Genomic DNA, 25,205 nt, shown 5'->3' with positions numbered 1-25,205 from the left:
CATACCGGATTCGCGCCGGCGCGGCCCTCAGCCGAGCAGCGTTTCCAGCACTGCCATGCGCGCGGCGACGCCATTGGCAACCTGGCGCAGGATCAGCGACTGCGGACCATCGGCGACGTCGTCGTCGATCTCGACGCCACGGTTCATCGGCCCGGGATGCAGCACCACGGCATCACCCGCGGCGCGACGCAGACGACGCGCGTCGAGACCGTAGTCGCGGTGGTAATCCTCGAGCGAATCGACCAGCCCTTCCGCCATGCGCTCGCGCTGCAGCCGCAGCATCATCACCGCGTCGACGCCTTCGAGCGCCGCGTCGAGATCGTGCGAGACCGTGCAGCCCGACAGCAGCGTGGCATCGGGCAGCAGCGACGCCGGTCCGCAGACGCGGATCTCGCCGGCGCCGAGCGCACGCAGCGCATGCAGATCACTGCGCGCGACGCGCGAATGCCGCACGTCACCGACGATGACGACCTTCAGGCCCGAGAAATCCGTGCCCTTGGCCTGACGCAGGGTCAGCATGTCGAGCAGGCCCTGGGTGGGATGCGCGCTGCGGCCGTCGCCGGCATTGATGAGCGCGGTGTCCGGCGCGGCGGCGGATGCGAGCGCGGCGACCGCGCCGTCGTCGGAATGCCGCACGACGAAACCGCGCACGCCCATCGCCTCGATGTTGCGGAAGGTGTCGAGCGCGGTCTCGCCCTTGGTCGTCGACGATGTCGAGGCATCGAAGCCGAGCACATCCGCGCCGAGGCGCTGGGTGGCGCGCTGGAAGCTCAGCCGCGTGCGCGTCGAGGGTTCGAAGAACAGCGTGCAGACCGCGATGCCGGCCAGGCGCGCGTTGACTTCGCCGGCGTCTGCCATCGTCTGCGCCCGGTCGAGCAGCGCTTCGAGAGTCGCGCGCGGCAGGCCGTCGAGCGTCAGCAGATGGCGCAGACGGCCGGTCGCATCGATCTGGGCATCGGGAGCAGAAGTCATTGCGGGGCACGTGCGGCGTCGGGAGCGCCATTGTCCCGCAGCGGCGCGGATGCGGCGAGTGCCGCGTGTGGCGAATCGATGTAAGCGGCAGACGACCCGGGCGATTCCAGCAACCCCGGGGCACGACGCTTCAGACCGGCACGCCTTCGTCCGGTGACGCCAGCCAGCGTTCGACGATGATCGCGGCCGCGACCGCATCCAGCGCCGCAGCGTCGCGACGTTTGCGGCGACCTTCGGCGCGATCGATCGCGAAGCGCTGCGCAGCCTCGATCGAGCTGGCGCGTTCGTCCACCAGCACCACCGGCAACCGGTAGCGCGCGACCAGTTCGCGCGCGAACGCGTGGGCTCGTGCACGGGCGGGCTGGTCGCCGCCTTCGAGCGTCATCGGATCGCCCACGATCATGCCGTCGGGCCGCCATTCCTTCTGCAGGCGGTCGACCGCCTGCCAGTCGATCTGCTCGCCGTGCACGTCGATGACCGCCAGCGCGCGCGCGCCGTGGCCGAAGGCGCTGCCGACCGCGACACCGATCCGGCGTGAACCGACATCGAAGCCGAGCACCGTGCCATCGCGGCGGATTGCCGGTTTCGGGGCGTCGCTCATGCGCGGCCGCTGTGGCTGGCGATGTGCATCATGTCGACGCCGATGCGGCCCGCGGCAGCCTGCCAGCGCGCATCCAGCGGCGTCTCGAACACCAGCGGCGGATCGCACGGGACGGTCAGCCAGCTGTGTTCGGTGAGTTCGCGCTCCAGCTGCCCCTTGCCCCAGCCGGCACATCCCAGCGCGACGGTCGCGTGCGCTGGACCTTCGCCGGCGGCCATCGCTTCGAGCACGTCACGCGACGTGGTGACATGCAGCGAACCGGTGATCGAAAGCGTCGAATCCCAGCCGCCCTGACCGTCGTGCAGCACGAAGCCGCGCTCCGGGTGCACCGGGCCGCCCGCCAGGACACGGCGATCGCGCAGACGCGCATCACGCAGGGGGATTCCCATCTGCTCGAGCAGATCGCCGAAGCTGTACTCCGAAGGCCGGTTGACGACGACGCCCATTGCGCCTTCGGCGTCGTGCTGGCAGATCAGCGCCACCGTGCGGGAGAAGTTCGGGTCCTGCAGCGAGGGCAGCGCGACCAGCATGTGGTTGGCGAAAAACGACATGGACCCATTCTATCCGGGCGCACGTACAGGCACCGTGCGCCCGTCCACGCGACGCTGAACCGCAAGACCTGCGGCAGATACGTCGGGGATGCGGCAAGCCGGGTGCCGCTAGAGGCCGAACTGGATCTCCTGCGCCGTGGCCACCCGTACCGCGACCACCTCGACGTCCGCACGCAGCGTGCGCCCGGCCAGCGGGTTGTTGCCGTCGACGGTGATGCGATCGGCATCGAGCCCGGTGACTACCACGTCCAGCGGACCCTTCTCGGTCTGCGCCCGCAGCTTCTCGCCGATCGCCGGCGTGCTGCTGCCGCTGAACAGACTGCGCGGGATGACCTGCACCAAGCCGTCGTGGCGCGGACCGAAGCCCTGCTCGGGTGGGATGTCGACGGTGAAGGTGTCGCCGGCCTTGCGGCCTTCGAGCGCCTCCTCGAGCCCGGAGATGATCGATCCGCTGCCATGCATGTACACGAGCGGCTCATGTCCCCGGGTGCTGGTGATGTGCTGGCCGGTCGTATCGGACAGGCTGAAGTGCACCGTGGCGACGCGGCGGTGGGCGATTTCCATCGACAGATCCGTGCAGGGGCGACGGTGCATGGTGGCGCGATGCATGTGAATGCCGCAACCCGGGTCGGACCCGATGGCGACGGTGTCCGCGCCCGCCTATGCTGCGCGGATGAGCGGCTACTGCGACATTGCCCCCGGACATCCAGTCCACGGGCCCTATCACGACACCGAGTACGGCTTTCCGCAGCGCGAGGAGGCCGTGCTGTTCGAACGCCTGTTGCTGGAGATCAACCAGGCAGGTCTGAGCTGGGAGACGATCCTGCGCAAGCGCGAGGGCTTCCGCGCGGCCTACGACGGGTTCGACGTCGATGCGGTCGCCGGCTATGGCGAGGCCGACCGTGCGCGCCTGCTCGGTGACGCCTCGATCATCCGCAACCGGCTCAAGGTCGATGCGGCGATCCACAACGCGCAGGTGATCCAGCGCCTGCGCGACAGCCACGGCGGTTTCGTGGACTGGCTCGACGCCCATGCGATCGAGGACGGCGCGCCGCGCGACAAGGCGTCGTGGGTCAAGCTGTTCAAGAAGACCTTCCGCTTTACCGGCGGCGAGATCACCGGCGAATTCCTGATGAGCCTGGGCTACCTGCCCGGTGCGCACCGGCCGGACTGTCCGGTGATGCAGGACATCGCGCGGGCGACGCGCGCATAGGCGGAGGCATCCATGGAGCGGCCAACGATCTCTCATGTCGTTCGCCTCGCACTGTGGCTCCTGACAGCGTCGTCGGCCTTGATTGGCGTCTTGATAGCTGCAGGCAGGATTCACCTCTACACACTGGAACCGCCGTGCCTCTTGCGGCAATGGCGCGCCTCCGAACCGTCAGTTGCCAGCAGACGTTGTGGCTCTTCGGACCGCGGCCCTGGGGGGCGTTCGTCTGGCTGTCCGTCTGGTTCGGGATCTGCAGGCTGATCGCGTGGGTCACCTTGTCGCGTCGACGCCGTGACGACCCGCCGCAGTAGGCCCCACAGCATTCCGGCCGCTTGCGCGGCCGGAACGGAACTGCATCAAGGGGCGAACTCTCAGCCCTTGACCGCTTCCTGGTAACGACGCTCGACTTCGTTCCAGTCGACGACGTTGTAGAACGCAGCGATGTAGTCGGGACGACGGTTCTGGTAGTTCAGGTAGTACGCGTGCTCCCAGACGTCGAGGCCGAGGATCGGGGTGTTGCCCGAGCCGACGCCCTTCATCAGGGGGTTGTCCTGGTTGGCGCTGCTCTCGACCTTCAGCACGCCGGACGTGTCGACCGACAGCCAGGCCCAGCCGCTGCCGAAGCGCGTCAGCGCAGCCTTTGTGAAGGCTTCCTTGAACGCGTCGAAGCCACCGAGGTCGCTGTCGATGTGCTTGGCGACGTCGCCGACCGGGTTGCCGCCGCCCTTGGGCGACATCACCGTCCAGAACAGCGAGTGGTTGGCGTGACCACCGGCGTTGTTGCGCAGCGGGCCGCGCTTGTCTTCCGGCAGCGCATCGAGATCGGCGATCAGTTCTTCAGCCGACTTGTCCGCCCACTGCGTGCCTTCCAGCGCGGCATTGGCGTTGTTGATGTAGGTCTGGTGATGCTTGGTGTGATGGATTTCCATCGTCTTGGCATCGATATGCGGCTCGAGCGCGTCGTACGCGTAACCCAGCTCGGGGAGGGTGTAGGCCATCAGCGATCTCCTTGGTGAATGAATGCGCTCCATTGTCCCCCGGACGGGGTCAAGTTGGCGACAAGGCAGCGTCACGATAGCGCTGCGGCGTGACGGTCTGTGGCAACACTGCGTTGCGGACACCCGACGGAAACGCAACGCCCCGCGGATGCGGGGCGTCTGTACAGGCATTGGCGAGGGATGCGAACGGTCAGCGGACCTCCGCCACCTCGACGCCATCCAGACCCTGCGACAGCGTGCGTGCGTCGCCGCCCTGGGCGAGCTTGATGCGCAGGCGCACCTCGTTCGCGGAGTCGGCGTAACGCAGCGCGTCCTCGTAGGAGATTTCGCCGGCCTGGTAGAGCTCGAACAGCGCCTGGTCGAAGGTCTTCATGCCCAGGTTGGTCGAATCCTTCATGACCTCCTTGAGCTTGTGGATCTCGCCGTCACGGATGTAGTCCTGCACCAGCGGCGTGCCGAGCATGATCTCCATCGCGACGCGCCGGCCCTTGCCGTCCGGCGTCGGGATCAGCTGCTGCGCGACCACGCCCTTGAGGTTCAGCGACAGGTCCATCAGCAACTGGTTGCGACGGTCCTCGGGGAAGAAGTTGATGATGCGGTCCATCGCCTGGTTGGCGTTGTTCGCATGCAGCGTGCACAGCACCAGATGGCCGGTTTCGGCGAAGGCGATCGCGTGGTCCATGCCCTCGCGCGTCCGCACCTCGCCGATCATGATCACGTCAGGCGCCTGTCGCAGCGTGTTCTTCAGCGCCGCCTCCCAGCTGTCGGTGTCGATGCCGACTTCGCGCTGGGTGATGATGCAGCCCGCATGCTTGTGCACGAATTCGATCGGGTCCTCGATCGTGATGATGTGGCCGGTCGAATTCTGGTTGCGGTAGCCGATCATCGCGGCGAGCGAGGTCGACTTGCCGGTGCCGGTGGCGCCCACGAAGATCACGATGCCGCGCTTGGTCATCGCCAGCGTCTTGATGATCGGCGGCAGGTTGAGCTCGTCCACGCTCGGGATGTGCGTCTCGATCCGGCGCAGCACCATGCCGACCTGGTTGCGCTGGTAGAAGCACGAGATGCGGAAGCGGCCGACGCCGGAGACACCGATCGCGAAGTTGCACTCGTGGGTCTTCTCGAATTCCTCGCGCTGCGGCGGGGTCATCACGTTGAGCACCAGATCGCGCGCCTGCTGCGGCGTCAGCGGGTTCTGGGTGATCGGCGAGATCTTGCCGTGCACCTTGATCGACGGCGGCATGCCGGCGGTGATGAACAGATCCGAGGCCTTCTGGTGGGCCATCAGCTTGAGGAACGAGGTGAAGTCGATGCTGCTCATGTGGTGTCCCGTAAGACGTGTGGCGTGAGACGTCAGGGGGTCGCGAGGGCGCGGGGTTTGACGACTGGCGTCCCACCCCCTCACCGCTCACGCATCATTCGAACAGACGCTTGTCCTTGGCGTATTCCTTGCCTGCCGGACGCGTGATCAGGCCGCGCTTGACCAGATCCTGCAGATGCTGGTCGAGTGTCATCATGCCTGCGGCCTGACCGGTCTGGATCGCCGAGTACATCTGCGCGACCTTGTCCTCGCGGATCAGGTTCCGGATCGCCGGGGTGCCAACCATGATTTCCCATGCGGCGGTACGTCCGCCGCCGACCTTCTTGAGCAACGCCTGCGAAATCACCGCACGCAGGCTCTCCGACAGCATCGAGCGCACCATCGGCTTTTCGCCCGCGGGGAACACGTCGATGATGCGGTCGATGGTCTTGGCCGCACTGGAGGTGTGCAGCGTGCCGAACACCAGGTGGCCGGTTTCCGCAGCGGTCAGCGCCAGGCGGATGGTTTCCAGGTCGCGCAGTTCGCCGACCAGGATGTAGTCGGGGTCTTCGCGCAACGCCGAGCGCAGCGCCTCGTTGAAGCCATGCGTATCGCGGTGCACTTCGCGCTGGTTGATCAGGCACTTCTGCGAGGTGTGCACGAATTCGATCGGATCCTCGACCGAGAGGATGTGCGCGTACTCGTTCTTGTTGATGTGGTCGATCATCGCCGCGAGCGTGGTCGACTTGCCCGAACCGGTCGGGCCGGTCACCAGGATCAGGCCCTGCGGCTGGTCGATCAGCTGGCGGAAGATCGGCGGACAGTTCAGGTCTTCGAGAGTGAGCACTTCCGACGGAATCGTACGGAACACCGCACCGGCGCCGCGGTTCTGGTTGAACGCGTTGACGCGGAAGCGGGCCAGACCCGGAATCTCGAACGAGAAGTCGACTTCGAGGAATTCTTCGAAATCGCGACGCTGCTTGTCCGACATGATGTCGTAGATCAGCGCGTGGACCTGCTTGTGCTCGAGCGCGGGAATGTTGATGCGCCGCACGTCGCCATCGACGCGGATCATCGGCGGCAGCCCTGCCGACAGATGCAGGTCCGACGCCTTGTTCTTGACCGCAAACGCCAGCAGCTCGGCGATATCCATGCACTTCCCCTTGATGATGATCCGCACGGGGCTTCGAAACCTGCCGTCCGGCTGGCGTCGCTCCCGTCCCCGGCGGCAGTATAGACCCGGACCCGCAGGCGCCCGCCACCCGTTCCGGTCCATCCACACCCGCTCCCGGAGGCCCCACGCCCGTGTCGTCGTCCCCTGCCAGTCCCGCGCTCGACGCCGTGCTTGCACGCATCCACAACGCGGCCCACGCCGCAGTGCGGCCAGTGACGCCGCGCCTGCTGGCGGTCGGCAAGCTGCATCCGGCCGCGGCCATCGCGACGCTCGCCGCGGCGGGCCAGCGAGCGTTCGGCGAAAACTACGTGCAGGAGGCGGCCGGCAAGATCGAGGCGCTCGCGGGCCTGGGGCTGGAATGGCATCTGATCGGCCATCTGCAGTCGAACAAAGCCCGGCAGGCGGCCGAGCTGTTCGATTGGGTGCAGACGGTCGACCGGATGAAACTCGTCGACGCGTTGGCCGCGCATCGCCCGGCCGCACGCGGCGCGCTGAACGTGCTGGTGCAGGTCAACATCGACGACGAGTCGAGTAAGCACGGATGCGCGCCATCCGAAGTGCCGGCGCTGGTCGCCGCGATCCGTGCGGCCCCGGGCCTGCAACTGCGTGGACTGATGGCAATCCCCGCCCCGCACGCGGAGCCCGCGCGGCGGCGCGACGCGTTCGCGCGCATGCGCCGCCTGTTCGACACCGTGGCCGGACAGGATCCGGTGATCGACACGCTGTCGATGGGTATGAGCGACGACCTGGAACTGGCGATCGCAGAAGGCTCGACGATGGTGCGTGTCGGCTCGGCGCTGTTCGGCGCACGTCCGGCGCGCTGACCGGACCCACGCAGGCGGTCGGCTACCATCGACCCGTTCCCGACTGCGAAGACACCATGACCGATATCCACGACACCCTCGCCGCGCCCATCGTCTTCATCGGCGGCGGCAACATGGCCCGCAGCCTGATCGGCGGCCTGATCGCCCGCGGAAACGATCCCGCACATGTCCGCGTCGTCGATCCCAATGCCGATACCCGCGACGCCCTGGTCCGCGACTTCGGCGTGCGCGTCTACGCCGATGTGGCCGAAGCCGCCGATGGCGCCGCGACCTGGGTGCTGGCGACCAAGCCGCAGGTGCTGCGCGGGGTCTGCGAATCGCTGGCCGACGTGGCACAGACCACGCAGCCGCTGGTGCTGTCGATCGCGGCGGGCATCACCGCCACACAGCTCGATCGCTGGCTCGGCGGCAATGTGCCCGTGGTGCGTACGATGCCCAATACCCCTGCCCTGCTCGGTGCCGGTGTGACCGGCCTGTTCGCGAACGCGCGCGTCGACGATGCCGGCCGTGCACGCGCGCAGGCGCTGCTGGAAAGCGCCGGCGAGACCGTGTGGATCGATGACGAAGCGCGCATGGATGCGGTCACTGCCGTGTCCGGCAGCGGACCGGCCTACATCTTCCTGCTGGCCGAGGCGATGGAAGACGCCGGGATCGCGCAGGGCCTCGCCCCGCAGGACGCACGCACGCTGGTGCTGCAGACCGTGCTGGGCGCGGCGCGCATGCTGGTCGAATCCGACGAGGCACCGGCCGACCTGCGTCGCCGTGTCACCTCGCCCGGCGGCACTACCCAGGCTGCGATCGAGACGTTCGAGGCCGGCGGCCTGCGCACGCTCGTGGCAGACGCCGTCGCCAATGCCGCGCGCCGTGGTGGCGAGCTGTCGGCCGCCAATGATTGAGATCGCGCGCGCCGCATGCATCGTCGGGCTCGCACTGCTCGCGACCGCCTGCGGACAGGCGCCACCCGTCGAAAGCGGCGCGGCGGGCGGTGCGCAGAACGCCGCGATGCCTGCACAGACGATGCTCGGCGATGCCGAAGTGATGGCCAGCGTGGTGCCGGCCGCGCACATGGGTGCGGCGGTCGCGCGGCGCTACGCGATCGAACCGGCGCGCGACCGGGCGCTGGTGCTGGTGAGCGTGCAACGCGGCGACGTACCGGTGCCGGTGCAGATCACCGGCAATGCGCGCGATCTGCGCGGCGTACGTCAGACGCTGGCCTTCGATTCGGTGGATCTCGATGGTCTGGTCGAACACGTCGCCGTCGCCCGTGTCAGCGGCCCGGACACGCTGCGCATCGACCTGCAGATCACAGCCGAGGACGGCGCGCGCACCACCTTGCGCTTCAACCGGGATATCCCGCGCTGACGACGCGGCTCAGCCGATCAGCTTGAGTCCGACTACCGCGGCCAGCACCAGCGCGACGAAGAACAGCCGCAGCGGCCGCGCCGATTCGCCGTAGCGCAGGATGCCGACGACCACCGCGCCCACGGTGCCGATGCCGACCCAGACCGCATAGGCGATCGCGATCGACATGCCGCTCTTCAGCCCCAGCGACAGCAGGCCGAAGCTCACGCCGAAACACAGGACCAGTCGTGCATAGGCCAGTGCACTCGGCCGCTGCTTGATCGCGTTCATCGCGACCACGCCGGCCACTTCCGCCAGACCGGCCGCGAACACAAACAGCCAGCCGGTCATGGCGTTGTCTCCACGTCGGGCGCCGGCGCCAGCGGTGTCACCAGCTTCAGGCCTGCAACGCCGATGATCAGCAATGCGATCAGCGCGATCTTCGCCGGCTGCACCGGCTCACCGAACCACACGGTCTCGGCGATCACCGACGCGGCTGCACCGAGCCCGCAGAACACGGCATAGACCGAGCCGACCGGCAGGAAGCGGATCGCGCGCATCAGCAATGCGAAGTTCACCGCGATCGCGCCGATCGTCAGCGCCCAGCCCAGCGGTGTGGTCGCGGCCTTGAGCCCGACCACCCAGACCGTTTCGATCAGGCCGCCGGCGAACACCAGCGCCCAGTAGCGACCGGTGCCGCGTCCGGCAGCAGCCATCAGTAAGCCACGCTGAAACGCTGGCGCACGTGGGCGGGATGCTCGATCTCGTCGGCGAAGGCGATCGCGTAGTCCTCCATCGAGACCGCGCTGTTGCCGTCCGCGCCGACCAGCAGGGCATCGCCGCCGGTGCGGAATGCGCCGGTGCGCGTGCCGGGCTCGAACACTGCACCGGGCGAAACGAAGGTCCAGTCGACGTCATCGACACCGCGCAGGCTGTCGAGGAACGTGCGGCCAGCCCCGGCTTCGGCCTTGTAGATCTCCGGGAATTCCGGCGTGTCGATCAGCGCCACGCCCGGCGCGACTTCAAGACTGCCGGCGCCGCCGACGACCAGGAGGCGACGCACGCCCGCCTGGCGCGCGGCATCGAGCAGCACGTCGGCGGTCGGGCCGCCATCGAAGCGCGTCGCGCTGACGACCACGTCATGGCCCTGCAGCAGCGGCGCGATGGCATCGGCGCGCGAGGCGTCGGCCGATTGCAGGATCAGCCCGGCCTGGGCCTGGGTGTCGGACGTATTGCGGGCGATGCCGGTAACGCGATGGCCGCGTGCCAGCAGTTCGCTGGCGATACGCGAGCCCGCGCGTCCGGTGATGCCGAGAAGGGCGATGCGCTGCATGGGACTGCACCTGCGGTGTGGGGAGGCGCCATGCTAGGCCCCCGCCGAGAGGTGCGGGGCGACGGCATCGCAACCCACTGTTCCGGCAAACACGCGCGACCGGGACTGCGAGACCGCCTTCGACCGATCGGTTCGCGGTCACGCACTGCGTCAGGGATACAGCATCCGCTTGCGGCAGTCGCCGGTCACATCGCACTCGTAGAGCCAGCGCTCGTGCAGCCGGTACTGCGCGCCGTACCAGAACTCGATACGGTCCGCCCGCACACGCAGACCCGACCAGCGTTGCGGACGCGGCACATCGCGACCTTCGAACTCGCGTTCGAGATCGGACAGGCGCGTCTCGAACGTCTCGCGCGTCGCGAGTTCCTCGGACTGCTTCGATGCCCACGCGCCCAGTTGACTGCCACGCGGACGCGACGCGAAGTACGCATCGGCCTCGTCGTCGGACACGATCACCACCGGCCCTTCGATCCGCACCTGCACGCCGTTGCGCACCCGCGGCCAGTGGAACAGCAGCGCGCCGTGCGGGTTCTCCTGCAGCTCGCGGCCCTTGCGGCCATCGAGGTGCGTGTAGAACACGAAACCGCGCTCGTCCCAGGCCTTCAGCAGCACGGTGCGCGCGGACGGCCGCCCGTCCAGCGCCGCGGTGGCGACGGTCATCGCGGTGCGATCGGGTTCGCCGGCGGCCTCCGCCTCGTCGAACAGGGTGGCGAAGGTCTCGAGGGCTTCGGACAGCAGGGTCGTGGTCGCGTTGCTCATGTCTCGATGATCGCCGCAGGCCGCGACGTTGTCGAACCGCGCCGCAGCACGCGCGCCGGGACCGGCTATCGTGGCGCGCATGTCCGCATCCCCGACTCACGGCCCCTGGCCGGCCCCACTCGTCGACCGACTGCTCGAGGGTCTGCGCCCGGGCGAACCGCCGCGCGTGCTCGGCATCAGCGGTCTGCAGGGCACCGGCAAATCCACGCTCGCAGCGCAGGTCATCACCGCAGCCGGGGCGCGTGGCCTGCGGGGCGCGGTGCTGTCGCTCGATGATCTCTATTTCGATCGCGACGTCCGCGCGGCCCTTGCGGAGGATGTCCATCCGTTGCTGGCCACGCGCGGTCCGCCGGGCACCCACGAGGTCGCGCTCGGCCTGTCGGTATTCGACGCGGTCCGGGCAGGCACCCCGGTCCGTCTGCCGCGCTTCGACAAGCTGGACGATCGTCGTCTGCCGGCCAGCGCATGGCCGGAGGTCCACGACCTCGACCTGCTCGTCTTCGAAGGCTGGTGCGTCGGCGCGACCGCCGAGGACGACGCGGCGCTGGTGGCGCCCATCAACGCGCTTGAACGTGACGAGGATGTCGAGGGCATCTGGCGCGGCTGGTGCAACGACGCGCTCGCACGCGACTATCCACCGCTCTGGGCCGGCATCGATCGCCTGCTGTTCCTGCAACCGCCCGGGTTCGACATCGTGCCGGAGTGGCGCTGGCAGCAGGAGCAGGCGCTGCAGGCGGCCAATCCCGGACGCAGCGGCATGGACCGCGCCCGGATCGCACGCTTCGTGCAGCACTACGAGCGGGTCAGCCGGCATGCGCTGCGCACGCTTCCAGCGCGCACAGACCTGATGGTCAGCCTCGACACACAACGCCGGCTGTTGCCGGCTCCCTGAGCCCGACAGACACATGCCGGGCAGCGTCGCCTACGCCTGCGGCGCGGGTCCGCCTGCTGCGGTGATCAGCGCTTCCAGCCGTTCGGCCGTCACCGGCCCCAGGATCTTCTCGACCACCTGTCCCTCCGGGCCGATCAGATAGGTCATCGGCAGGCCGGGCGGCGTGTCGAAATCGGCGGGCGGGTCGAAGGTGTCGATGATCGCGATCGGATAGACCACCGGGTGCTTCTGCAGGAACGCGCGCATGTCGTCCGCCTCGATCTCCTCGTAGGCCAGGCCGACGACCTGCACATGCTCGCGCATCGCGTCGAGCGCGGAGAGTTCGGGCATTTCCTTCAGGCACGGGGCGCACCAGGTCGCCCAGAAATTCACCACCACCCACTGCCCGCGATGCGCGGCCAGATCGAAGGTGTCGCCGTCGAGGGTCTCGACCTGCAGCGTCGGATGCGTTTTCGAGGTCGCCTGGGCGGCCGGCACATCGCCCGGACTGTCCGGTGTCGCTGCATCGGGTGTGCCCGGGGTCGCGGGCGCCGGCCCGTCCGGCGAACAGGCGGCCAGCATCAGGGCGAGTGCGACGCAGGGAATGAAACGGGTCATGCAGCGGTCTCCATGGAATCGTAGAGGCTGGCGACCGGCCGCTTGAGCAGGTCGCGCAACGGAATGCGCAGGTGGTCGAGTGCGGCGCCGGCGGCCACGCCCAGCGCATCGTCACGACACGGCAGGCGGGCCTCGGCGACCGGAATGCGCAACTCGCAGGCTTCATAGAGATCGCCCACGGTGAGGTCGCCGAGATCGCGGGCCAGCAACCACTCGCCGGTCTCGGCGCGGCGCAGCAACGCGATCTCCTCCAGCTGCGCCAGCATCTGCTGCACCAGCGTGTCGGTGAGCATGGGTTCCAGCGACTGGATCTCGTCGCTGTGCAGCCCGCGCCCCTCACGGCGTGCATGGGCGAACCGGCCGAGCATGCGCAGCAGCCCGTACAGCTCGTAGCCACGCGGCAGACGCATATGCGCGGGCTGGTAGCGGAAGGCGGAGATGGACGACGCGAACGATGCACCGAGCAGGATCGCGACCCAGCTCAGATAGACCCACAACAGGAAGATCGGCAGGAATGCGATCTGCCCGTAGATCTTCTCGTAGGCATCGAAGCTGCCCAGATACAGGCCGATCGCCCACTTCACGATTTCCGACAGCAGCGCCGCCAGCGACGCGCCGGCCAGCGCATGGCGCCACTGCACCGTGCGGTGCGGCACCACGCGGAAGATCGTCGTGAACGCCGCGATCTCGATCAGCATCGGCGCCGCCCACAGCATCAGTCCACGCAGCAGACGTCCCGAATCGGTACTGAAGATCTCCAGCGCGAAGAACCGTGCGGACACCGCCAGACTGGCGGTGGCGACCAGCGCGCCGAGCGTCAGCACGGTCCAGTACACGAGGAACCGGCCGAAGGTAGGCCGCGCCGACTTGACCCGCCAGATGCGGTTGAACGTGGTCTCCACGCTGAGCAACGTGACCAGCACCGAGATCACCAGCGCGATCACGCCGATCGTCGTCAGCTGGCCGGTGTTGGTGGACAGCTGCAGAAGCACCTGCTCCACCGCGCGCGCCGAGTCGGGCACGAAATTGGAGAAGATGTAGTCGCTGAGCCGGTCGCGCCATTGCCCGAACGCCGGAAACACCGACAGCACGCCGAACACCACCATCGACAGCGGCACCAGCGCGAACACGGTGGTGAACGCGAGCGCGCCCGCAGCTTCGAACAGACGGTCGTCGATGAAGCGACGCCACAGGAAGCGCGAAAAACTCAGCGCGCGCGCGCGGTCCGCCATCCGTTCGGTCCAGCGGTTGAAAGTGGCGAGTGGCTCCATCGGCGAAGCGTAGCAAAGCCGATTGTGCAGGGATGCATGGGCAGCGGCTGCCCCGCTCGATGGCGCATCGGCGGCGCTTGCAGAACACCTGTCATCGCGCGACGCACTGCAGGCCCGCTGCGCCATTACGACGGCGCGGACCCTCGCAACGGTGGGCCGCCCGCAGCTGCGGGCGGCCCTGCAGATCGTCAGCTGTTCGGGCGTGCGCCCCCCGACGGCGTGCTGCTCGACCCGCTACGACCGCGACCCCAGTCGTAGCGAAGCGTGAACTCGATCGACCGCGGTGCCGTGTAGTTGATCACGCGGCCCCAGTCCGGGGACACGGTCGTCACCGACGTGCCCTGGTTGCGACGCTCCCAGATGCCGGTCGCCGACTGGCGGTTGGCCACGTTGTAGACATCGACCGCGAACTGCAGACCTTCGACCGCCTTCGGTGCGTAGCGCAGGCCCAGGTCGAGCGAATACACCGCCGGCAGGTTGCCGAAGGTGCCGCGCGGCACGGGCCGCCCGTCGCAGATGAAGAAGCTCGAACCGTAGCCCACCGACGGATTGGTCGCGCGGTCTGGATAGTCGTAGCCTCCCAGACAGTTGCGCGGCCGCCCGCTGGCATAGATGCCGCGCATGCTGACGATCCACTCGGGCGCGAACTGGTACATGCCCAGCGCCTTGATCTGATGCTTGCGGTGGTTGGGCAGCAGGCCGCTCGCATCGCGCATCAGTTCGGGGAAGTCGAAGTTCTGCGTCTGCGACACGTCCGCCTGGCCGAGGTCGGACAGCAGCTGTCCTTCCGCATTGCCGTAGTTGCGCGAGAACGTGTAGTCGAGCTTGCCGTACCACACGCCGTCGAACGGGCGCTCGGCGAACAGGTCGAGCGCGTAGTACTTGCGCTTGAGCTTGGGGTAACCCAGGTCAGCCGAACTCAGCGAGATGTACTCGAGCGTGCCGTCGCCGTCGTAATCCTGATAGAAGGCGTTGCTCTCGCCAGGATTGAACAGTGCGCAGCTGAAGGTGTTGGCGAAGTACTCGGCGTCGTCCTCGCTGTAGCCATTGCGTGCGCCCCAGGCCTCGAACGGACGGTAATCACAGAAGTCGTCGATCGCGCTGCGCAGCGTCGAGTAGCTCAGCTTCGCGCCCACGTTGTAGACGCCCAGCCGCTGCTCCATGCCCAGTGCGAACGAATCCTGGTAGTGCGAGCGCAGGTCATCCGCTGCCACCGTCCGCGGATCCTTCGGAAGACCGAACTCGTTGTTCGCCGAGTAGACAGGGCCCAGCGAGGTCGCACCGGTCGGCACGCCGGTCACCGGGTCGACGCCGGTGTAGGTGAAGAACTCCTGCGTGTTGACGATGCCGTCGGCACCGCGATACGCGACGTTCGGCGGCATTGCCAGGTGGTAGCGACCGGCATAGGCGAAGAGCTTGAGGCTCGCATCGCCGTTGACGTCCCAGGTCGCGCCGAAGCGGGGCGCGATCTGGCGGTTCTTTTCCGCGAAGGCCTGTCCGGCGCTGTTGAAATTGGCGAACTGCTCGTTGCGCACGCCGATCTCGACGAGCACGTTGTCGGTCACCTGCCACAGGTCCTTGATGTACTGCGCCTTCTGCTCGACCTCGATGCTCGAACGACCGCCGTTGACCAGACGCTGCACGTAGTAACCCTGCGTGCCGAAACCGCCGCCCGACGCGGGCGAACCGATACCGGCGGACGGCAGGATGGCCTCGTTCGGGTTGGTCGCACGCAGATAGTTGAACGTCGCGCCGCCCGGCAGGCTGGTGCCGGTCAACGACTTCACGTCCTGGTAGTCGTAACCCGCACGCAGCGTGTGCGATCCCAGCCGGTACTCGATGTCGAAGCGGTAGCCGGTGGTCTTGTCGTTGGCGTCCGGGATCAGGAGCGCGGCCGTGGCGTTCTGGCAGTTCGGGATCGTCAGACCCGGCGGCGCTGAGGTCACCGAAGTCCGCGGGCACGACGCGTCGTAGTTGAACGGCAGGCTGATGTGCTCGTACTTCGCCTCGCCATACATCGCGGTGATGGTCAGATCGTCGGTGAAGTAACCGGTGTAGTTCGCGACGTAGGTGGTGTTCTTGTCGTCGGTGAACAGCCCACCGCGCTGCACGAAGTCATGCGTATATGCCTCGTTGCGGTAATCGAAGCCGAAGTACGCGTCCTCGACCTTGTTCCGGTCCATGAAACCGGTCAGCTCGACGCGGTGATCGTCGTTGATCTGCCAGTCGATCTTGCCGAGCCAGCGGGGAATGTCGGTCTGGTTCTCGTTCCAGCCGGTCTGCAGCGCGGTGCCGTTCACCGTCGCATTCGAGTTCGCGACGATGCGGGTGCCCTGCCCTTCCTGATCGACGAATTCGCCTGCAGCGTAGAAGAACAGACGATCGGGAATGATCGGCCCGCCCACGTACGCCGAATAGGTCTTGCGGCCGAACGTATTCTGGTTGCGGTACTGGTAGATGCGCCCGGCATCACCGAATGCGCCGAGGTTCCGTTCGTTGGGCCCGTAGTAGATGTTGCGGGGCGCGGCCATCAGGCTTTCCGGACGCCAGATGACCTGGCCGCCCGCTTCGAAGTCGTTCGTGCCGCGGGCGGTGATCACGTTCACCACGCCGCCGGTCGCGCGGCCGTACTCGACACCGTAGCCGCCGGTGGAGATCTGGACCTGGCTGATCGCGTTGAACGGCAGCTGCGTGTAGCCGATATTGGTCAGAGGATTGATGACGGAAAAGCCGTTGATGTAATACGCGTTCTCGGACTGCGAAGAACCGGCGAAGCTCGGCAGGGCCGCCCCGTTGCTCGAGTAGCGGGAGTCGCCGCTCACCACGCCAGGCGCCAGCAGCGAGATCTGACCCAGATTGCGCGCGATCGGCAGCCGGTCGAGCTCATCCTTGGTGATCACGGTTCGCGATTCGATCTGCGACACGTCGATCTGGTGCAACTGGCCGGTCACGGTCACTGCGGCCATGTTGGTGGCTTCGGTCCCGCCGGCGCCTGCAACGAATCCGACTTCCGTGCCGCGTCCAACGAGCACCTGCACGCCGTCGCGCTGGGACAGGATTGCCCCGTCCCGCTGCAGCGTCACGCGATAGCGGCCTGTGGGCAACGCATTGGCGGTATAGCGACCGCTCGCATCCGGCCGCAGCGTCAGGCGTGCGCCGGTATCCAGATTCTCGAGAACGACGTCGCCGCCCCCGGTCCCCACGTTGCCGTAGATGCTGCCCGTCGTGCTTTGCGCAGAGACGACGCTCGTTGCAAGACCCAGGCCCAAAGCCAGCGCCAAAGCGGAATATCGGAACCGCATGGCACCACGATGCTTCGACATTGCTGTTCTCCCCAAGAGAAGGTTGAAACCCGAACGGAACCGCGCGGAGCGGCGGCGTCGCGACTATCGGATAACCTCCTCTTAACAATCAACAGGTTTCTGAAAAAACAACCCCTAAAAGATTACGAGCTGAATACTGATGCATGAACCGTTCATGATTTAAACTCAAGCAACTGTTTTTATTGAATATATTCTTGTTCATAAAATTATCGGACCGGTGCGTATCGGGTCGTTCTCCCACTTGATCCAAGTGTTTTCTGACAATTGCGCAAGTCACCGGGGGCGGACGCCGCCCTTGCCGCGCATCGAGCGGCACGGAAACATGCAATGGCACCTCGCGACGCATTGCGTCTCCAGGCAGGCAGAACACATGTGTTCGATTCGCCCAGCGTTCACCCGCGACGACGGGGCGTATCCAAGCCCAAGACATTGGCGGGATCGGGACCGCAATTGCCGTGGATCAGCAGAGGCACGTGCACCATGCGGCTTGGACAGATGGCTTCCCTACACTGCAGCGCCCGCAGCGGACTTCACATCCATCGATGCCGGTGTCGCAGGCGCATCCGCCGACACTTCGCCCGCCGGCGCGGGACTTCGAGCAGCCTCCGCTTCGGTACCATGGCCTGCTCACGGTTGTCGTCGCAGCGAATGCAGCGCAAGCGCCGCCAGACGCGTCAGTTCCATCGCGCGGCAACCTGGCTTCGATGGCCCGCAGCTCCCTCTCGCATACAGGCGATCCCATGCCCGACATTCTGGTTCTCTACTACAGCCGCAACGGCTCCGTCGCCCGGCTCGCGCGGCAGATCGCGCGCGGGATCGGTGAGGTCGAGGGCATGCAGGCGCGGTTGCGTACGGTGCCGCCGGTCGCGGCCGTCACCCGCGAGGCGGCGCCGCCGGTGCCCGAGGACGGTGCGCCGTACGTGGAGCGCGAAGACCTTGCCGAGTGCACGGGCCTCCTGCTCGGCAGTCCGACACGCTTCGGCAACATGGCTGCGCCCCTGAAGCATTTCCTCGACGGCCTCGGCGCCGAATGGGCCAGCGGCACGCTGGTGGGCAAGCCGGCCGGTGTGTTCACTTCGACCGCCACGCAGCACGGCGGCCAGGAAGCAACGCTGCTGACGATGCTGGTGCCGCTGCTGCACCACGGCTGCGTGATCGCCGGCATTCCGTATACCGAGCCGGCACTGACGACCACGCGCGGCGGCGGCACGCCATATGGCGCCAGCCATGTCGCCGGGCAGCAGGACGATCCGCAGCCGACCGATGACGAGGCCGTGCTCGCGCGTGCGCTCGGCCGGCGCATCGCCACGCTCGCCGCGAAGCTCGGCGCGTGAGTGGAATGCGGCCCCCGTCCACGCGCGTGCTGGCGACGTCCCTGCTGCTGATCGCGCTGCTGTACGCGGCGTGGCACCGCAACGATGCGCACTTCGGTGCGGCCCTGCTGGTGTTCGTACTGCCGCCGCTGCTGCTGTTCGCCGGTGTGCTGCTGCGCCGGCCGAGTGCGCCGCTGTGGTCGGGCATCGCCGCGCTGTTCTGGTTCTCGCACGGGGTGATGTACGCCTGGTCGCACCCCGAGCTCGGCCTGTGGCCGTGGGCCGGCATCGCGCTGTCGCTGGCGGTCGTGTTCTCGGCCAGCCTGCCCGGCATGCGGGCGCGTTTTTCGAAGGGTCGTGCGCCCAGGGACTGAACGCGCTGGCGGCGGATGCCGCGCGCGCCGGTATCATGGGCGGCCCGATTCGCTGCCCTGCAGGACCGCATCACGATGGACGAACTGCTGATCGTCACCACCGGTGGCACGATCGACAAGATCTACTTCGACGACAAGTCGGATTTCCAGGTCGGCGATCCGCAGATCGGACGCATGCTCGAGGAACTCGGCGTCGCGTTCCGGTTCCGGGTGATTCCGATCATCCGCAAGGACTCGCTGCACATCACCGATGACGACCGCGAGCTGATCCGCGCAACGATCGCCGCGCAGCCGGCGAAGCACGTGCTGCTGACCCACGGCACCGATTCGATGGTCGAGACCGCCAAGGTGCTGTCCTCGATCGCCGACAAGACCATCATCCTGACCGGCGCGCTGAGCCCGGCGCGGTTCCGTGGCTCGGACGCGGAGTTCAACATCGGCACCGCCGTCGGCGCCGTGCAGTCGAAGCCGCCGGGCGTCTATGTCGCCATGAATGGACGCATCTGGGACCCGCTGAAGGTCCGCAAGAACGTCGAAGCCAACCGCTTCGAACCGCTGGGCTGAGCCTCAGTCGACCGCGGGGCCGCGCATCCGCGTTTCCGGCCCCGGACCGATGGTCATGCGGCCATCGGGCTCGGCGTACTGGACATCGGATTCGGCGTTGAGCGCCTCGAGCAGCCGCTGCGCCTGCGCGGCATCGAGTTCGGGATCGATCGACACGACATCGGCGCCGACGGCCAGCCGGCGCAGCCAGGTCACCTTGCCCGGCATGCCCCTGGCATCGACCAGACCCGCGCCGCGGGCACTCTCGGAAATGCGCTCGGCGACGAGCGCGGGATCGCGTTCCGGCGCACTGCCGGGTGTGTAGCGGACGATGAAACGCTGCTGCATGGCGCTGACCTCGCTGGACGTGGTGGCGGGCGGATCGCCGCCCATCGCGCACCCCGACAGCAGCACGGCCGGAAAGAAGAACGCGGCGCCGAAGCGCCGCGCGAAATGATGAGGTCGGTACATGGCGGTCTCCGCGGGGCACGCATCTGTGTGCGACCCCGTGATGATGCCTCCACCCCGGGCGTGCCCGGGGTGAACGCCTCGTGCGGTTACCAGGTCGCGACCAGCGACGCTCCGCTGAAGGTCGTGTAGGCGTCGACCAGCACGTGGTAGGTGCCCGCCTGCGGGTTGCTGATGGTGCAGGTCTCGTTGTTGCCGAGCAGGTACGGACGGCAATCGTAGACGGTGGTCGTCGGCTGGGCGCCGGCCCGGACGTAGAGATCCGCATCGCCCGTACCGCCACTCAGCGCAACCGTCAGGGTGCTGGTACCGGCCGGCACCTGGACCGTCCAGAACTGCTGGCTGCCCGTCGCACCGCCGACCCCGGTTACCGGCACGCCGTTCTGCAGGCCACCATCGCCGCCACCGCCGCCCGGCGGGGCGTAGCGCGCCTGCACGCTGACGTTGGCGAACGCGGTCACGCCGACCACCTTCACGTAGTACGTGCCGGCTTCGGCATTGGCGATGCGCACCGCCTCGCTGTTGCCCGGACGCTGCGAGATGTAGTCGTAGGCATCGGCCTGCGGCTCCTCGTCGCGGCTGACGTACAGCGTGACGTTGCCGCTGCCACCCGAGGTGGAGATCGACAGCGGTCCGCTGACGCCTTCCGGCACCGTGATGCTGTAGAGCAGTTCGGTACCGGCCGCGCCCGACAGCCCCGTCACCGGCGTGCGGTTGGTCAGTTCGGTCGCATCCGGGCCGAGGTCGCCCACTTCCACCTGCTGCGTGCGGGTGTGGGTATTGCCCTCGTCGTCGGTGACCGTCAACGCGACCGAGTAGACACCGGCCTCGTCATAGGTCTTGACCGGATTGGCGGCGGTCGACGTGGTGCCGTCGCCGAAGGCCCAGGCGCGGCTGACGATCTCGCCGTCGTCGCTGGACGTGTCGGTGAAGCTCACGGTCAGGGTCGCGTTGTCGACCGTGAAGTCGAAGCCCGCATCCGGTGCGCCCGGGACACCACCGCCATCGGCACCGATGGTGTCGACGAACTGGGCGCCGGTCCCGGCCGTATCCAGCCAGTCACTCAGACGCGTTGCCGCAGTACCGCCACCGGTCCAGGAGGTGAACAGACGGCCGTACCAGTCGACGTGGTTCGAACCGGTCGTGGTGCAGGTAGCCCGGCCGCCGTGCAGCTGGCCGACCACGCGCCCTTCGGGGCTGTAGATCGGCGAGCCGGACGAACCGCCCTCGGTGGTGCCCCGCTGGTTCCATTGCACCCACAGATGCGAGGTGCCGCTGGCGCCGCTGTAGCCTTCGATACGCAGCGGATTGTCGGAGTGCGTGATGCGCTTCTCGGCCACACGCGGGTGGTGGATACCCGTGGCGCCCGACGGCGCAATGTCGCGACGGTCCCAGCCCGACCAGCTCAGGTTGAACGTGGGGTCTGCCGCGTCGTCGAACTCGAGCAGGGTGAAGTCCGAGGCCGCGCTGGTCGCACGGACCACGGCGCCGGTCTGGTTCTGCAACAGACTGCCGTCGCCGTTGGCGCCGCTCTCGGGGCTGCCCGGGGTGCGGCAGGTCGAGTTCTGATAGTTCCAGTAGACGACGATGCTGGCAGCGGCATCGGGCGTGCCCATGCCGCAGTGATGGGCGGTCAGGAAATACATCTTCTGGTCGCCGGACGTGTTGTTGAGCAGCGAACCGCTGCAATAGAACGTGCCGAAGCGCGAGTAGGCGCCGACCGACGGGATCTCGTCGCGGAACTCGTCGCCATCCGGACACACCACGTCGACGTTGCAGCTGCCCGACACGCCTTTGGTCTCGGCCAATGCGCCCTCGCGTGCGAGGCGTCCGAAGCCGACGTAATCGTGATTGACGCTGGTCAGGCGCAGCTTGAGCTCGCCGACACGCGCCTTGGGCACGACGACCTCGATCACTGCGTTGTCGCCCGGCACCAGCGGCGTCCACAGGCTGCCGCTGGCCTTGTTGTCGGCAGCGGTGAACGTACGGATCGCTTCGGGATTCGCGTTCCGGTCCAAGCCTTCGGGATAGATCAGCAGCCGCGCGCCTTCGGGCAGATGGAAATCGGAAAAACCGAAGTTCAGCGACAACGCATCCTTCGACTCGACGCGCAGGCGCCAGACCAGATCGCCGCCAGCGATCTCGTCCCAGTCACCCGCGTTGTTCGGCGTCAGATTGACGGCGTGCGGCGTCGCGAAGCGGACGGGGCGCTGGCCCAGCGCGCGATCCTGGCGCGCGTCTTCGGCCCGCAGGCGCGCGGCGTCGACGGCCGGCATGCGCTTGAGTTCGATCGTCTGTTCGGCCGGCAACCGGTTGTCGAACGCAGCCGGTCGCGCGTCGCGCGTCGCCGCCGCGGCAGCGCCGACCGACAACGTGCCGGCGGTGATGCATGCGATAAGAGTCTTCATCCTGTTCTCTACCCCTCAGTGGTGACAGATAAAAACGGAGCACACCGCGTGCGGCATGCTCCGCCGGCGGCAGACATCACGATCACGACGTCCGCTGCCTGCCCTTCCTCCCCCGGAACTCCCCGAACCCGCCTTCAGTTGTGGCTGGCGCGCAGCGTGACCCCGGAGAACGATGTGTAGCCGCGGACCAGCACGTGGTACGTGCCCGCCTGTGGCGTTGCGAACGCGCAGCTTTCGTTGTTGCCGGTGCGGTACGGCCGGCAGTCGTAGGTCGACGTGGTCGGCGCGCTGCCCCGACGCACGTACAGATCGGCATCGCCACTGCCACCCGAGATCGCGATGACCAGGTTGCGGGCACCCGACGGCACGGTGAACGTCCACGTCCGCGTGCTGTTGGCCGCACCCGACACACCGGTGACCGGCACGCCGTTCTGCAGACCGCCGGTGCCCGGGCCCGGATCGGGATTCGGGACCGTGCCGCCGGTCGCAGCCGCGACGGCCGCCGCGGCATCGACGATGCCCGCGCCGATAGGCTGGGACGGCGTCGACGGGAACGCACGCGCGGTGCTGGTCAGCAGGGTCTTGATCTGCGCCGGGGTCCTGGCCGGATTGGAGACCGACTGGATCAACGCGACGACGCCGGCCACATGTGGCGCCGCCATCGAAGTGCCGTCGTAGGACGCGTAGCTCTCGCTGCCGGGCGTGGTCTGCCCGCTGTTGAGCGTGGAGACAATGCCCGAACCCGGCGCCGAGATCGTGATGCCGGCGCCGTAGTTGGAGAAGCTCGAACGCGCACCGGTGCTGGTGTTCGACGCGACCGAGATCACGTTACTGCAGTTGGCCGGCGAGAAGCCCGACACGTTGGCGTTGCTGTTGCCCGCGGCGATGACCAGCGTGGTGCCCCGGTTGACCGCACCGTTGATGGCGCTCTGCATCGCATTGCCGCAGGTGCCGGCACCGCCGAGGCTGAGGTTGATGACCTCGGCCGGATTGGCGTTCGCGGGCACGCCGCTGACGGTGCCGCCCGACGCCCAGATCACCGCATCGGCGATGTCGGAGTCGTAGCCGCCGCCGCGACCGAGCACGCGCACCGGCACGACCTTCGACTCGGGCGCGGTACCGGCAACGCCGATGCCGTTGTTGGTGACCGCCGCGACCGTGCCGGCGACGTGGGTGCCGTGCCAGCTCGACGCGCGACCGTTGTAGAAGTCGCCCGGATCGCTGGGATCCGCGTCGCGCCCGCCGCCGTCACCCGACACCGCGGCATCGATGATGAAGTCGTAGCCGGGGAGGATGTTCGCGTTGAGATCGCTGTGACTGGTGATGCCGGTATCGAGCACGGCGACAACCGCGCCCGCACCCTTCGTGGTGTCCCAGGCGGTCGTCGCGCGGATACCGCCGGCGCCGGTGCCGAAGCCGTACTGGCTGCTGAAGCGCGGATCGTTCGGCGTCCAGAACACCTGGTTGAGCTTGTCGACCTCGACGAATTCGACGTTCGGATCGGCGGCGATCTGCCGCATCAGCGATTCGGCGTCGGCGCGGTCGAGCTTGCGGCTGGTGCGCACGACATCGGCACCCAGCGTCATGCGCCGGACGTGCTCGAGACGCAGCTGCTTGCCGCCGCCGCTGACGGCGATCCGGCTGGCGGAGGCCCGCAGCGCGGTGTCGATCGTGGCCGGATCTGCCTGGACGGCCGAGCCGTCGCGGTATTTGACGATGAAGCGGTCGTGGCTCTCGCCAGACTGCAGACCGCCCAGGTTGAGCCGGTCCGTGGCGTTGAGCGAAAGCGGCGCCAGAGCCGCAATTGCGAGAGAGGTGGCGGCGACGAGCAGACGACGGCGCGGCGCTTGATGCGGGTGATTCGACATCCGATGACCCCCAGACCGTGGCTAGGCCGCAACGTGAGCGGCAGATCCGGAAGCCGCATCGCCGCCTGAACTTCGGGCAACGCCGACTCCGGAACGAACGCGGACGTGACAAAACCGGCCGCAAACTGACGCTACGCGACACTGCAGCGCCTTCGCAACGCAATAGACCGTTAATTTTTAGTAAATAAATGCGATGGATATCCCATAACTGCGATGTCGATCGCGGTTCCGGTACCGAACGCACACTGAATGCAGGGATGTCGTTCCGGGGGCAGCGTCGGGGAGGACGGGAGGTTCGGGGCATCAGATCCGAATACCGCGCACGGCAAAGCCACCCGCAGGCAGGAGCCTCGAGGGGGAACAGGGATCCGGTTTCGGAGGTGTCGCCGCCCGCACTCGCCTTATGGACGGGTCGGCTGGACCGCTGCTGCGTTGAGGGCCGCGCGGCCCGTCAGAGCATGCCGGTTTCGAGGCGCGCGGCTTCCGACATCATCGAGCGGTTCCACGGCGGATCGAACACGAGTTCCACATCGGCCTCGACGACCGTGGGAATCAGCTCCAGCTTGCTGCGCACGTCGTCGACGAGGATGTCGCCCATGCCACAACCGGGCGCGGTCAGCGTCATCTTGACCTCGAGCCGGCGCTGTCCATCGTCGGTTGGCTGCACCTCGGCTTCGTAGATAAGTCCCAGATCGACAACGTTGATCGGAATTTCAGGGTCGAAGCAGGTCCGCAGCTGGTTCCAGACCATGCGCTCCACGGCGGCATCGTCGGCGCCGTCGGGCAGTTCCAGCGGCACCGGCGGTTCCTTGCCGATCGCATCGGCATCGCGGCCGGAGATCCGGAACAGGTTGCCCTCCACGAACAGCGTGTAGCTGCCGCCCAGTGCCTGGGTGATGTAGCCGGCGCTGCCCGCGGGCAGGGTCACGTGTTCGCCGGCCGGCACAAGGACGGCGGCGCAATCGCGCTCGAAACGGACGGGTTCGCTGCTGCGGGAGTACATAGGACCATCAGATGGTGGCCAGGGGCGGCCACAACAAGGCCTGTCATTGTATCGCTGCGCGCCGGTATGCTGGCCGGCCGTT

Annotated in this window: 26 protein-coding genes; 8 read left to right on the top strand and 18 right to left on the bottom strand. The window is 67.5% G+C overall.

The window, feature by feature from the left end; genetic code table 11:
* Positions 1 to 27 precede the first annotated feature (27 nt).
* From AC3A4E_RS05720 to AC3A4E_RS05705, 4 genes are all read right to left on the bottom strand, one after another.
* Positions 28 to 972: an aspartate carbamoyltransferase catalytic subunit gene (locus AC3A4E_RS05720; RefSeq protein ID WP_487630568.1), complete on the bottom strand. Its 945-nt coding sequence runs from the start codon at positions 970 to 972 to the stop codon at positions 28 to 30.
* Positions 973 to 1,102: 130 nt separating this feature from the next.
* Positions 1,103 to 1,573: a Holliday junction resolvase RuvX gene (gene ruvX / locus AC3A4E_RS05715; protein ID WP_487630567.1), complete on the bottom strand. Its 471-nt coding sequence runs from the start codon at positions 1,571 to 1,573 to the stop codon at positions 1,103 to 1,105.
* On the bottom strand, positions 1,570 to 2,124 hold the full coding sequence (locus AC3A4E_RS05710; RefSeq protein WP_487630566.1) for a YqgE/AlgH family protein: 555 nt from the start codon (positions 2,122 to 2,124) through the stop codon (positions 1,570 to 1,572). The genes ruvX and AC3A4E_RS05710 overlap by 4 nt, the downstream gene beginning before the upstream one ends.
* A gap of 108 nt (positions 2,125 to 2,232) precedes the next feature.
* Complete coding sequence (locus tag AC3A4E_RS05705) at positions 2,233 to 2,688, bottom strand: FKBP-type peptidyl-prolyl cis-trans isomerase (RefSeq protein WP_487630565.1); 456 nt, start codon at positions 2,686 to 2,688, stop codon at positions 2,233 to 2,235.
* Between the two features lie 109 nt (positions 2,689 to 2,797).
* On the opposite strand from AC3A4E_RS05705, the gene AC3A4E_RS05700 reads away from it, so the two are divergent.
* Complete coding sequence (locus AC3A4E_RS05700; protein WP_487630564.1) at positions 2,798 to 3,337, top strand: DNA-3-methyladenine glycosylase I; 540 nt, start codon at positions 2,798 to 2,800, stop codon at positions 3,335 to 3,337.
* A gap of 368 nt (positions 3,338 to 3,705) precedes the next feature.
* Here AC3A4E_RS05700 and AC3A4E_RS05695 read toward each other — a convergent pair whose 3' ends face one another.
* The 3 genes from AC3A4E_RS05695 to AC3A4E_RS05685 form a co-directional block, all read right to left on the bottom strand.
* On the bottom strand, positions 3,706 to 4,332 hold the full coding sequence (locus AC3A4E_RS05695; RefSeq protein WP_487630563.1) for a superoxide dismutase: 627 nt from the start codon (positions 4,330 to 4,332) through the stop codon (positions 3,706 to 3,708).
* Positions 4,333 to 4,522: 190 nt separating this feature from the next.
* The gene (locus AC3A4E_RS05690; RefSeq protein WP_487630562.1) at positions 4,523 to 5,653 is read right to left on the bottom strand and encodes a PilT/PilU family type 4a pilus ATPase; all 1,131 of its coding nucleotides are present in this window, start codon (positions 5,651 to 5,653) and stop codon (positions 4,523 to 4,525) included.
* A gap of 94 nt (positions 5,654 to 5,747) precedes the next feature.
* Complete coding sequence (locus tag AC3A4E_RS05685) at positions 5,748 to 6,785, bottom strand: type IV pilus twitching motility protein PilT (protein WP_487630561.1); 1,038 nt, start codon at positions 6,783 to 6,785, stop codon at positions 5,748 to 5,750.
* Between the two features lie 188 nt (positions 6,786 to 6,973).
* On the opposite strand from AC3A4E_RS05685, the gene AC3A4E_RS05680 reads away from it, so the two are divergent.
* Genes AC3A4E_RS05680 through AC3A4E_RS05670 form a run of 3 tightly spaced genes read left to right on the top strand, consistent with a single transcriptional unit; the run spans position 6,974 to position 8,992 of the window.
* A complete protein-coding gene (locus AC3A4E_RS05680) occupies positions 6,974 to 7,630 on the top strand; it encodes a YggS family pyridoxal phosphate-dependent enzyme (protein ID WP_487632029.1) in 657 nt (218 codons plus the stop codon).
* A 56-nt stretch (positions 7,631 to 7,686) separates the two neighbouring features.
* Positions 7,687 to 8,526: a pyrroline-5-carboxylate reductase gene (proC, locus tag AC3A4E_RS05675; RefSeq protein WP_487630560.1), complete on the top strand. Its 840-nt coding sequence runs from the start codon at positions 7,687 to 7,689 to the stop codon at positions 8,524 to 8,526.
* Positions 8,519 to 8,992: a DUF4426 domain-containing protein gene (locus AC3A4E_RS05670; protein WP_487630559.1), complete on the top strand. Its 474-nt coding sequence runs from the start codon at positions 8,519 to 8,521 to the stop codon at positions 8,990 to 8,992. Before proC ends, AC3A4E_RS05670 begins: the two co-directional genes overlap by 8 nt.
* A gap of 9 nt (positions 8,993 to 9,001) precedes the next feature.
* Here the strand turns inward: AC3A4E_RS05670 and AC3A4E_RS05665 are convergent, their stop codons facing one another.
* From AC3A4E_RS05665 to pdxH, 4 genes are all read right to left on the bottom strand, one after another.
* A complete protein-coding gene (locus tag AC3A4E_RS05665; RefSeq protein WP_487630558.1) occupies positions 9,002 to 9,322 on the bottom strand; it encodes a DMT family transporter in 321 nt (106 codons plus the stop codon).
* Positions 9,319 to 9,687 (bottom strand): DMT family transporter, encoded by a 369-nt coding sequence (locus AC3A4E_RS05660; RefSeq protein WP_487630557.1) that lies wholly within the window; start codon positions 9,685 to 9,687, stop codon positions 9,319 to 9,321. The genes AC3A4E_RS05665 and AC3A4E_RS05660 overlap by 4 nt, the downstream gene beginning before the upstream one ends.
* Positions 9,687 to 10,304 (bottom strand): NAD(P)-dependent oxidoreductase, encoded by a 618-nt coding sequence (locus AC3A4E_RS05655; RefSeq protein ID WP_487630556.1) that lies wholly within the window; start codon positions 10,302 to 10,304, stop codon positions 9,687 to 9,689. Before AC3A4E_RS05655 ends, AC3A4E_RS05660 begins: the two co-directional genes overlap by 1 nt.
* 150 nt (positions 10,305 to 10,454) lie before the next feature.
* Positions 10,455 to 11,063, bottom strand: a complete 609-nt coding sequence (gene pdxH / locus AC3A4E_RS05650) for a pyridoxamine 5'-phosphate oxidase (protein WP_487632028.1) — start codon at positions 11,061 to 11,063, stop codon at positions 10,455 to 10,457.
* Positions 11,064 to 11,142: 79 nt separating this feature from the next.
* Here pdxH and AC3A4E_RS05645 point away from each other — a divergent pair, with 79 nt between their 5' ends.
* Positions 11,143 to 11,955, top strand: a complete 813-nt coding sequence (locus tag AC3A4E_RS05645) for a kinase (protein ID WP_487630555.1) — start codon at positions 11,143 to 11,145, stop codon at positions 11,953 to 11,955.
* Positions 11,956 to 11,985: 30 nt separating this feature from the next.
* Here AC3A4E_RS05645 and AC3A4E_RS05640 read toward each other — a convergent pair whose 3' ends face one another.
* The 3 genes from AC3A4E_RS05640 to AC3A4E_RS05630 form a co-directional block, all read right to left on the bottom strand.
* Positions 11,986 to 12,552 (bottom strand): TlpA family protein disulfide reductase, encoded by a 567-nt coding sequence (locus AC3A4E_RS05640; RefSeq protein ID WP_487630554.1) that lies wholly within the window; start codon positions 12,550 to 12,552, stop codon positions 11,986 to 11,988.
* Complete coding sequence (locus AC3A4E_RS05635) at positions 12,549 to 13,823, bottom strand: YihY family inner membrane protein (protein WP_487630553.1); 1,275 nt, start codon at positions 13,821 to 13,823, stop codon at positions 12,549 to 12,551. The genes AC3A4E_RS05640 and AC3A4E_RS05635 overlap by 4 nt, the downstream gene beginning before the upstream one ends.
* Positions 13,824 to 14,011: 188 nt before the next feature.
* The gene (locus AC3A4E_RS05630) at positions 14,012 to 17,146 is read right to left on the bottom strand and encodes a TonB-dependent receptor (protein WP_487630552.1); all 3,135 of its coding nucleotides are present in this window, start codon (positions 17,144 to 17,146) and stop codon (positions 14,012 to 14,014) included.
* A 740-nt stretch (positions 17,147 to 17,886) separates the two neighbouring features.
* Between AC3A4E_RS05630 and wrbA the strand changes: the two genes are divergently transcribed.
* The 3 genes from wrbA (at position 17,887) to AC3A4E_RS05615 (ending at position 19,397) form a co-directional block, all read left to right on the top strand.
* Entirely contained in the window at positions 17,887 to 18,480 is a 594-nt protein-coding gene (wrbA, locus tag AC3A4E_RS05625) for an NAD(P)H:quinone oxidoreductase (RefSeq protein WP_487630551.1), read from the top strand.
* A 5-nt stretch (positions 18,481 to 18,485) separates the two neighbouring features.
* Positions 18,486 to 18,833, top strand: coding sequence for a DUF2069 domain-containing protein (locus AC3A4E_RS05620; protein WP_487630550.1), 348 nt, complete (start codon positions 18,486 to 18,488; stop codon positions 18,831 to 18,833).
* A gap of 75 nt (positions 18,834 to 18,908) precedes the next feature.
* Positions 18,909 to 19,397, top strand: coding sequence for an asparaginase domain-containing protein (locus AC3A4E_RS05615; RefSeq protein ID WP_487630549.1), 489 nt, complete (start codon positions 18,909 to 18,911; stop codon positions 19,395 to 19,397).
* A gap of 3 nt (positions 19,398 to 19,400) precedes the next feature.
* On the opposite strand, the gene AC3A4E_RS05610 is transcribed toward AC3A4E_RS05615, so the two are convergent.
* From AC3A4E_RS05610 to sufT, 4 genes are all read right to left on the bottom strand, one after another.
* On the bottom strand, positions 19,401 to 19,847 hold the full coding sequence (locus AC3A4E_RS05610) for a hypothetical protein (RefSeq protein WP_487630548.1): 447 nt from the start codon (positions 19,845 to 19,847) through the stop codon (positions 19,401 to 19,403).
* Positions 19,848 to 19,933: 86 nt separating this feature from the next.
* On the bottom strand, positions 19,934 to 22,252 hold the full coding sequence (locus tag AC3A4E_RS05605; protein ID WP_487630547.1) for a pre-peptidase C-terminal domain-containing protein: 2,319 nt from the start codon (positions 22,250 to 22,252) through the stop codon (positions 19,934 to 19,936).
* Between the two features lie 134 nt (positions 22,253 to 22,386).
* On the bottom strand, positions 22,387 to 24,120 hold the full coding sequence (locus AC3A4E_RS05600) for a S8 family peptidase (protein ID WP_487630546.1): 1,734 nt from the start codon (positions 24,118 to 24,120) through the stop codon (positions 22,387 to 22,389).
* A 451-nt stretch (positions 24,121 to 24,571) separates the two neighbouring features.
* On the bottom strand, positions 24,572 to 25,123 hold the full coding sequence (gene sufT, locus AC3A4E_RS05595) for a putative Fe-S cluster assembly protein SufT (RefSeq protein ID WP_232134431.1): 552 nt from the start codon (positions 25,121 to 25,123) through the stop codon (positions 24,572 to 24,574).
* Positions 25,124 to 25,205: the final 82 nt, after the last annotated feature.

It is taken from the genome of Luteimonas sp. Soil_N_1 (assembly GCF_057656255.1).
Note: the sequence above shows the minus strand (reverse complement) of the source record. Positions and strands in the feature narration are given on the sequence as shown.

What these genes read in the sequence shown, in the direction of transcription:
- AC3A4E_RS05605 (WP_487630547.1), bottom strand. Translation starts at nt 22,252, where the DNA reads ATGAAGACTCTTATCGCATGCATCACCGCCGGCACGTTGTCGGTCGGC.
- sufT (WP_232134431.1), bottom strand. Translation starts at nt 25,123, where the DNA reads ATGTACTCCCGCAGCAGCGAACCCGTCCGTTTCGAGCGCGATTGCGCC.
- AC3A4E_RS05700 (WP_487630564.1), top strand. Translation starts at nt 2,798, where the DNA reads ATGAGCGGCTACTGCGACATTGCCCCCGGACATCCAGTCCACGGGCCC.
- AC3A4E_RS05705 (WP_487630565.1), bottom strand. Translation starts at nt 2,688, where the DNA reads ATGGAAATCGCCCACCGCCGCGTCGCCACGGTGCACTTCAGCCTGTCC.
- AC3A4E_RS05695 (WP_487630563.1), bottom strand. Translation starts at nt 4,332, where the DNA reads ATGGCCTACACCCTCCCCGAGCTGGGTTACGCGTACGACGCGCTCGAG.
- proC (WP_487630560.1), top strand. Translation starts at nt 7,687, where the DNA reads ATGACCGATATCCACGACACCCTCGCCGCGCCCATCGTCTTCATCGGC.
- AC3A4E_RS05630 (WP_487630552.1), bottom strand. Translation starts at nt 17,146, where the DNA reads ATGTCGAAGCATCGTGGTGCCATGCGGTTCCGATATTCCGCTTTGGCG.
- pdxH (WP_487632028.1), bottom strand. Translation starts at nt 11,063, where the DNA reads ATGAGCAACGCGACCACGACCCTGCTGTCCGAAGCCCTCGAGACCTTC.
- AC3A4E_RS05620 (WP_487630550.1), top strand. Translation starts at nt 18,486, where the DNA reads ATGCGGCCCCCGTCCACGCGCGTGCTGGCGACGTCCCTGCTGCTGATC.
- AC3A4E_RS05645 (WP_487630555.1), top strand. Translation starts at nt 11,143, where the DNA reads ATGTCCGCATCCCCGACTCACGGCCCCTGGCCGGCCCCACTCGTCGAC.
- AC3A4E_RS05615 (WP_487630549.1), top strand. Translation starts at nt 18,909, where the DNA reads ATGGACGAACTGCTGATCGTCACCACCGGTGGCACGATCGACAAGATC.
- ruvX (WP_487630567.1), bottom strand. Translation starts at nt 1,573, where the DNA reads ATGAGCGACGCCCCGAAACCGGCAATCCGCCGCGATGGCACGGTGCTC.
- AC3A4E_RS05660 (WP_487630557.1), bottom strand. Translation starts at nt 9,687, where the DNA reads ATGGCTGCTGCCGGACGCGGCACCGGTCGCTACTGGGCGCTGGTGTTC.
- AC3A4E_RS05665 (WP_487630558.1), bottom strand. Translation starts at nt 9,322, where the DNA reads ATGACCGGCTGGCTGTTTGTGTTCGCGGCCGGTCTGGCGGAAGTGGCC.
- AC3A4E_RS05685 (WP_487630561.1), bottom strand. Translation starts at nt 6,785, where the DNA reads ATGGATATCGCCGAGCTGCTGGCGTTTGCGGTCAAGAACAAGGCGTCG.
- AC3A4E_RS05655 (WP_487630556.1), bottom strand. Translation starts at nt 10,304, where the DNA reads ATGCAGCGCATCGCCCTTCTCGGCATCACCGGACGCGCGGGCTCGCGT.
- AC3A4E_RS05670 (WP_487630559.1), top strand. Translation starts at nt 8,519, where the DNA reads ATGATTGAGATCGCGCGCGCCGCATGCATCGTCGGGCTCGCACTGCTC.
- AC3A4E_RS05635 (WP_487630553.1), bottom strand. Translation starts at nt 13,823, where the DNA reads ATGGAGCCACTCGCCACTTTCAACCGCTGGACCGAACGGATGGCGGAC.
- AC3A4E_RS05600 (WP_487630546.1), bottom strand. Translation starts at nt 24,120, where the DNA reads ATGTCGAATCACCCGCATCAAGCGCCGCGCCGTCGTCTGCTCGTCGCC.
- AC3A4E_RS05640 (WP_487630554.1), bottom strand. Translation starts at nt 12,552, where the DNA reads ATGACCCGTTTCATTCCCTGCGTCGCACTCGCCCTGATGCTGGCCGCC.
- AC3A4E_RS05710 (WP_487630566.1), bottom strand. Translation starts at nt 2,124, where the DNA reads ATGTCGTTTTTCGCCAACCACATGCTGGTCGCGCTGCCCTCGCTGCAG.
- AC3A4E_RS05690 (WP_487630562.1), bottom strand. Translation starts at nt 5,653, where the DNA reads ATGAGCAGCATCGACTTCACCTCGTTCCTCAAGCTGATGGCCCACCAG.
- AC3A4E_RS05610 (WP_487630548.1), bottom strand. Translation starts at nt 19,847, where the DNA reads ATGTACCGACCTCATCATTTCGCGCGGCGCTTCGGCGCCGCGTTCTTC.
- wrbA (WP_487630551.1), top strand. Translation starts at nt 17,887, where the DNA reads ATGCCCGACATTCTGGTTCTCTACTACAGCCGCAACGGCTCCGTCGCC.
- AC3A4E_RS05720 (WP_487630568.1), bottom strand. Translation starts at nt 972, where the DNA reads ATGACTTCTGCTCCCGATGCCCAGATCGATGCGACCGGCCGTCTGCGC.